The sequence below is a fragment of the Candidatus Zixiibacteriota bacterium genome (assembly GCA_035380245.1).
Lineage (GTDB): Bacteria > Zixibacteria > MSB-5A5 > GN15 > FEB-12 > DAOSXA01.
This window is the reverse complement of record DAOSXA010000017.1, coordinates 1-7,039: the sequence shown is the minus strand read 5'-3', so window position 1 is coordinate 7,039 and position 7,039 is coordinate 1. Positions and strand designations below refer to the sequence as shown.

At 53.3% G+C, this 7,039-nt stretch carries 6 protein-coding genes; 2 read left to right on the top strand and 4 right to left on the bottom strand.

The window, feature by feature from the left end; all coding sequences use genetic code 11:
- Positions 1-1,037: 1,037 nt before the first annotated feature.
- Positions 1,038-2,108 carry a C45 family autoproteolytic acyltransferase/hydrolase gene (locus PLF13_14845; protein ID HOP08547.1) on the top strand — a complete coding sequence of 357 codons (1,071 nt, stop codon included), beginning with the start codon at positions 1,038-1,040 and terminating at the stop codon, positions 2,106-2,108.
- Positions 2,109-2,113: 5 nt separating this feature from the next.
- Entirely contained in the window at positions 2,114-3,640 is a 1,527-nt protein-coding gene (locus PLF13_14840; GenBank protein HOP08546.1) for a S41 family peptidase, read from the top strand.
- Between the two features lie 526 nt (positions 3,641-4,166).
- On the opposite strand, the gene PLF13_14835 is transcribed toward PLF13_14840, so the two are convergent.
- The 4 genes from PLF13_14835 to PLF13_14820 form a co-directional block, all read right to left on the bottom strand.
- Positions 4,167-4,595 (bottom strand): hypothetical protein, encoded by a 429-nt coding sequence (locus PLF13_14835; protein ID HOP08545.1) that lies wholly within the window; start codon positions 4,593-4,595, stop codon positions 4,167-4,169.
- A 280-nt stretch (positions 4,596-4,875) separates the two neighbouring features.
- Positions 4,876-5,016 carry a hypothetical protein gene (locus tag PLF13_14830; protein HOP08544.1) on the bottom strand — a complete coding sequence of 47 codons (141 nt, stop codon included), beginning with the start codon at positions 5,014-5,016 and terminating at the stop codon, positions 4,876-4,878.
- A 105-nt stretch (positions 5,017-5,121) separates the two neighbouring features.
- Positions 5,122-6,570 (bottom strand): bifunctional metallophosphatase/5'-nucleotidase, encoded by a 1,449-nt coding sequence (locus PLF13_14825; protein ID HOP08543.1) that lies wholly within the window; start codon positions 6,568-6,570, stop codon positions 5,122-5,124.
- A gap of 14 nt (positions 6,571-6,584) precedes the next feature.
- Positions 6,585-6,938, bottom strand: a complete 354-nt coding sequence (locus PLF13_14820; GenBank protein ID HOP08542.1) for a DUF202 domain-containing protein — start codon at positions 6,936-6,938, stop codon at positions 6,585-6,587.
- Between the last annotated feature and the right edge of the window lie 101 nt (positions 6,939-7,039).

Genomic DNA, 7,039 nt, shown 5'->3' with positions numbered 1-7,039 from the left:
GAAAATGGGGACTGACGAGTTCAATAAGACCCGCTGAGTGCTGGGAAGTGCCGTCATTGGCCTTCAGACCCAGACCATGAACCCGTCCTTCTAAAGAACAGTTGCAAGTTGACTGTTCCAAGTTGCAAGCTGAAGTCCAAAGGGAAAGGCGTCAAATGCCATCATTCCGACAAAGCTACTGGTCGGAATCCTGATACTATTGCTTCACGGTTCTCCTCACAAGTGGTGACCAATCTCTTGCTCTTGCAACCTCTGAACACTGACCTCTAACCTCGTTTATTTCTAAGCCCAGATCCTGAACAGGAGCTTTTCAGGATGACCTAAGGGGAGAGTGTCATGCCCCAAAAACATGTTGTATCATTCCGTAATATCCCCGCGCGTCATCACGTAAAGCCTGCCCCTAAATCCACTCGCTTTGTCATCCCGTGATGGTTCTGCACGGGATCTTGTCCTGCATTATTGCTCTTCCTCAAATGATCAATTTAGCGTAGAAGAAAATAAGCGTCGGAAAGACTCATGAGTTACCTAGAAGATTAACGTAAATCTAATCGAAAAAATCGAGTCTGTCCCTCTCCAATGGGGTCTCCTGTTCAGGGATCCTGCACGGGATCTCATCTCTTCAGTCCCGCCCTCTCTCGGACAGTCGATGTCCCCAGCTCCTTGTACTCAATGTGATCTGCAGGTCACCGTAATGCATCATAATTAAATCTACTCAAGATACGTTTGCTTAATGCGGGTATTATAAGAGTAAAATCGTTAAGCAAGAAAAAGCTCAATATCACTCAAAAGGAGGTAATCGAATGAAAAAAGTCCCGATTGCATTTTGGAGGAATGGCAGGCGGCAGTCTCGTCAACAGAAGGAGATAATGAAAAAGACTAGGACGAGCGTACGTCCGCGTCTTGCTCTGCCCCTTGTCGTTCTGTGTGCATTAATTTTCTCCGCTGCGCCAGTGTGGGCGAACGAGCCGGCTGGCCTTGTGCCCTCCGGGGTATTTGAAGGCGGTCAGGCATGGCGAAGTTCCGTAGGCGGATACCCAGTGCTCTCGCTCAAGGGTAACTGGCATGAGATGGGACGGCAGTACGGAGGCCTCCTTTCGCCCCAGCTTCAGGAATTCTACGTGGCGATCAAGGCCGATCTCGAGGCGCGCGGCCTTAGACCCGAGCATCTCGAGGGGGTGCGGGAGATATTCGATACGTATTCCGATCCGATGAAGGAGCTTCTGCGGGGCATGTCGGAGACTTCCGGGCTCAGCCTTGATGAGCATATCCTTCTTGAGACTTCCTTCTATATTTTGCCGGACCTTGTTATCGAACAGTCGAAAAATGCGCCATCGTGCAGCGGCATTGCGGTAGCCGCCCCGAGGACCGCTGACGGTAAGCTGTATTTCGCACGCAACTGGGACATGACGCAGATTGCGATGCGCCCCTATCTGAAATATCTCTCGCTCGTTGCCTTCAATCCCGACGACGGATCGCTCGCCTTCGCTAACATCAGGCCCATCGGCCAGGTCTACGTGGAGACCGGCATCAACGAGAAAGGCATTCTCATCGAGGTAAACAACGGTGCAGGCTCGGACCCGACACAGAATCCGGACGGCACATTCGTTGTTGTCGAACTCTTTAATCTCCTGAACGAATGTTCGGCCTTCGATGAAGTGATTTCGAGGTTGACGGCGGACAAGCTAGACGCTTCGTACCTGGTGCAGGTCGCGGATGCCGAAAGGGCGGTGTCTGTGGAAAAACCGACCTTCGACACTCACATCGTGGAGTTGAAAGACGGCGAACTCTATGCGCTCAACAATTTTGTCCAGCCCATACCGCCTGCGTGGAAGGGGAGGATCAACGAGATTCCGGCGGGCTATCGCGACGACCGTCAGCCCGCCCTGAACGAGATCTTCGCCAGCGACGAGTGGAATGGCGATGTCACGCTTGAATCGGTAAAGGCCATGATGGAAAAGACGATCGACAAGGGCGGGCCCGTTGTCGAAGGTACTTTCGGCACGGTCATTCAGGTGATCGCCATCCCTGCGGATTCTGTGGTGCTGTTCCGGGCATGGGGATATTCAGACTGGGCCCAGGTGAATCTGACCGATCTGTTCAGGAGGTGAGTCCTGTGAGCTTAAAAAAGAATGCCGGGCGAGGGGCCCTTGCAGTAGCGGTTTTGGCTCTGGCGCTCTGCGCGGGCATGGCGGCGCAGATTCCCGCTCAGGATAACGCTCCCCCTTCAGATGCGTTTTCGTTCCCGGTAGAAGGCGATTTCAGTGGTCTGGGCTGGAGTCAGGCATTCTTTGCGATGCACGACTTTTTCTCGCGCACCTACGCCTTCGGTGACTGGAAGAAAATCCCCTGGGACCGGATGGCCGCCTATTACGGGCAGAAGATTGTGGCTGCCGAAGCCAGTGGCGACAGGGACGCCTACCGGATCGCGATGGTGGAGTACCTCAAGGAGATTCCAGATGGCCACCTCAAGATAACGGCCAACACCGACGACCTTAGGGAGAGGTTCATTGGCGGTAGCTATGGCCTTGGTCTCGCAGAGCTCGACGATGGGTCGATCGTCGCCGCGGCGGTACGCGCGGATGGACCCGCGGGAAAAGCCGGGCTGCCGGCCGGGGCGCGAATTCTATCGTGGAACGGCGTGCCTACGGAAAAAGCGCTTTTGGCCGCGGATATACGCTGGTTCAAGAATGCCGCGACGCTCGACGACCTCGAACTCGAACGCCTTCAGGCAATAACGCGTGCACCGGTGGGAAGGCACGCCACTGTCGTCTTCGAGCCGCCTTCAGCCGACCCGGCCGCTTCGCTGGCCGCGGCAGCTACAGGCGGACGGAACTTCACTGTCGAGCTCGTCGCACAGCACGACGACTTTGCGGACCTCGGCCTCTTCGATATTGCCCCGATTCCCTTGACGGACGAGCTCCACAGGAATGTCGTATGGAAGATTCTCGACGGGGACATCGGCTATCTGAGGATCTACCACGTTATTCATTTTGACGACATCACGAAGTATCCGACCGAGGTCAGCGACGCGGTCGTCGAGGCGTTGAAGGCCTTCAAGGCGGCTGGTGTCACTTCGTTAGTGCTCGACCTGCGCGGGAACCGTGGTGGTTCCGACCAGGTCGCGGCCGACATCTCGGGCTTTTTTGCCAGCGAAGAGGCCTTTTACGAGCGCACCGCCTGGTACAACGCCAGTTCCGGCCACTTTGATCTCGCCTATTCCGATCTTTTTGCCCAGACCTTTGAGCTGAGCGACAGGGCGCTCTGGGTTGTGCCCCGGGAACCTCATTTTGAGGGGGAAATCGCCGTGCTGGTGAATCCGGCGACAATCAGCTCTGGTGAAGGGCTCGCGATGGCGATAGGAAGGCTCCCCAACGCAAAAGTGCTGGGCTTCTACGGTACGCATGGCTCCTTCGGGCTGATTCCCTGGCCTATCGCGATGCCCGAAGACTTTACTTTTGAATATCCGATCGGGCGGTCGCTCGACGCTTCAGGAAGGATCCAGATCGATGCCGATGCGTCCGGCTCGGGAGGAATCCAGCCTTCGATAAGGGTTCCGCGCACCTGGGAGACGATGGCCGCCTTCGCTTCAGGCACCGATGTGGAGCTTGAATACGCGCGCAGATGGCTTATTTCGCATTGATGAATCTCAGGCGGTTAATGTATTTGAGCGAGATTTTTTCTCATTATTTGATTGCTGTAACAGAAGCTGGGCAAGCGAGATGAAGCCCGACAACTGCTGGCAAAGATCTACGGCTGGTTCTCCGAAGGGTTTGACACTCCGGACCTAAAGGAAGCGAAGGCGGTCCTGCAGGAGTTAACATGATGGGTCTATCATGGGTTGAAAGCGGGCAGATTACACTGATGCGCGCCATCAAATGCGACCGGGCGACATGCTTGCCTTTTCGGACAAGTGAAACATTGCCGAGTTCATCAAGAGTGCAACCCGTTCAGACACCTCCTCAAAAAATCCAGTCTCTTTTCAAACAGGAGAAGGTTCTAAGACAGTATATTTGTTTCAATTCCTCATAGGTAGTCTGGAAGCTCGCTTTCAGTTGCCCAGCCGGGATCGATACCGACCTGATCCGGGTTTCAGTTCCTCATAGGTAGTCTGGAAGCGAAGTTGTAAACCATCGACGTGTACGCTGCAAAAGATTTGTTTCAATTCCTCATAGGTAGACTGAAAGCCGTAATGCATCATAATTAAATCTACTCAAGAGAGAGTCACATTGGTAACCACAATGCTTTTCTACTAAAATGTTGTTCTCTGTCTTCCACCTATATCGCGCCATTTTGGTACAGCGGTTAAATACGTTGTGTTTGTTAATCGCTCTACCAGACAGCCAAGCATAGCGCGTCTTTTTATGTTTGGTTTCACCGCGGTTGCGATCAACCTCGTCCCATTCTTCTTGGCATATCACTACGGCAAAGGTCTCTTTGTTCTTTCTATGTTGACCATAATAATATGGAACGGCGTTTGCCCATGTGTATACCTGATGGTGATCTCCCCAATCGCACTCGTAATGGTTCTCCTCTTCTAACTTCATCAATTCTTCAGCATCTTCCCAGACCTCTTTTAAACAGTTATCCTTGAGCACAATCATGTAATCCCAATGGTATTGCCTGCATGTACCTATTACCGGTCCGCAGGCGTATAATCCATCTACCACTTTCGAAAGGTTTCTTTTGGAAAATATGCTTTTGACCTTTTGGGCCAGGCGATAAAATGCTTCCTTTCGCAGTCCTGTTCATTACCACACCGATGAAGTTCCCAAAGGTATGCCCCACCATACGCTCCAACTCCGCCACCTTCTTCTTGTAGACCTTCACCACCTCCTTACCCTCAAACACCTCGGCCCCATGTTCCAGAAACTGCCTTCACCAATTGGAGAGCGTCACCGGGCGTACACCGTAGGCCCGGGTCACCTGGGCCTCCCCACCTTTCCCTTCGGCCTTAATGGCCTCCAACACCACCTGGAGCTTGAACGCCGGACTGTACCTGGTTCCGTTGGTCTTCATCCTGCACCCCCTTGTGTGCTTCCTCCAACTCTTAGCACTCCTGATGGTTCCGTTCTAGGGGCACACCTCTGCTTTTCAGAGCGAGTACGCGATCACGCGAATACCCTATACCGCGACGAAGGTGCCCCGTAGTTCTGCGTGCAGCGGGCGGTGCCTGGCCAGATATGCCGTCAACGCCTCTATGCTTCGCTCAGTGTGCTGTTGGCGATTGCAACCATACTTCTGCGCGACACCTTGTTCTGTGACAAAAGCCGTGGGGTAATAGCGCCCGGCTTGTAGCGGCTCGTTGCCTACAAACACTTGCTGGACGCGCTGTCCGGCTGGATTTTCGATCTTGATATAGGCATTGAGGCCGAGACCGCGTTTAACGTAACCACCCATCTGGTCATACGGATCGCCTGCAAATGTTCGCTCCAGATTCTCTTCCAGCATCACAACAATTTCCTCGCCCGTCAGCTCGACCGTTGAGATTGGCGGGTTCATCGGGATCATGTTATAGAGGTCATTCAAAGTCACCTCTCCGGGAATTATTGGTGCCCCAAAGCGCCAACCATTCGAGAATGCCAATTGCGCGCCCGTGCTTTCCAGCAATGCCTGCAACAGGAAATTGTCCATCGTCGTTTCCAGCATGGTCGCTCTGTTGAGCGCCGTCGCCGTTTCACCCACAACCGTTGATAATTCTTTTTGATAAGGCGTGAGCGCTTGGCGGACAAGGTCAGCTACCGCAGGATCGGGGTCTATATTGTCTTCTACCTCAATCAGTTGGTGTCGGTAGTCAGTTATACGCCCCCCCTCAATTTCCAGATCCAGGCGGCCCAGGAAAGAACCATGGCAGCCCGACTGCATGATCAACGTTTTTCCCTGGAGGACCGGTTTATACAGGCGGTTATGGGTGTGGCCGCTCAGGCAAACATCGATACCCTGGACCTCCGACAACAGCTTCATGTCCTGGGGAAACCCGAGGTGGGAGATGAGGACGACCAGGTCTGCCTTCTCCTGGGTGCGCAGAACATTGATAATGGAAGGGAGTTCTTCTCGACCCAGGGTGAAGTGAAGTCCTGCGCTGAAGGAAGGTGGCATGGTCTTGTCTACAATATTGGAGGCGATGCCCACGAGGCCGATCCGTAAACCACCGATTTCTTTCACGCTGTATGGTGGAAAGAGCCGCTCCTTGGTTGCGTGATTGTAAACATTGATTGCCAGCATCGGATAGCTGAGCTGTGCTGCGCGCTGTTTGAAGGTCTCCGGACCATAAGCAAATTCCCAATGGGCTGTCATGGCATCGAGACTCAATGAATTTAAGATAGGGATCAAAGCCTCTCCCTGTGTCTTCTGGGTGGGATGGGTACCGTGGAGGGTATCGCCGCAGTCGCAAAAGAGCGTGCGCCCCTGGTTCTTGGCCCGAATCTTCTTTACGATTGTGGCAATGCGGGCATACCCTCCAGCAGGACGATAAACTGCCTGACCACCCTGCCAGAACATTTCCTGGTGTAGATCAAAATAGGCATGGCTATCGTTCAGTTGAATGACAGTCAGCGACGTTATATTTGCCATTATCTATACTCCTTTCATTGCAGGGTAAGCCAGAATACTAGCGCAGCAACAATCAATAGCACCACCGTCATGAGCAACAAGGCACGCAGCGAATTCTTCGAGGGACCCTCTTGCATCAGTCTCGCGCATGTGCGCCGGTAATCAATGATCGCGTAAATAAAGATGCTTGCTCCCCAAATCACGAGCAACGCGCCAATCACATGCGCTATAACTCGGTGCTCATAACTTTTGAATACGAGCAAGCGCGCGACCGCCAAGCCACCGCCGACTCCCGCCAAACCAGTCCGGATCCAGGCGGAGAAAGTCCGTTGGGCTGCCAGTGATGTCCGTTCCGAGGCAAGATCGTCGCGATTCAAGTAATCTTTCATTCCTTCTATCCTTTCCGGCAATGCTTACGATGCTTTCAAAGCACTCGAAATAAGACCACCGGATCTACTCAAAGAGATTGCATAATAGACCACTGTGGTGG

Coding starts and splice junctions, on each gene's coding strand:
- PLF13_14830 (HOP08544.1), bottom strand. CDS start 5,016: ATGAAGACCAACGGAACCAGGTACAGTCCGGCGTTCAAGCTCCAGGTG.
- PLF13_14825 (HOP08543.1), bottom strand. CDS start 6,570: ATGGCAAATATAACGTCGCTGACTGTCATTCAACTGAACGATAGCCAT.
- PLF13_14820 (HOP08542.1), bottom strand. CDS start 6,938: ATGAAAGATTACTTGAATCGCGACGATCTTGCCTCGGAACGGACATCA.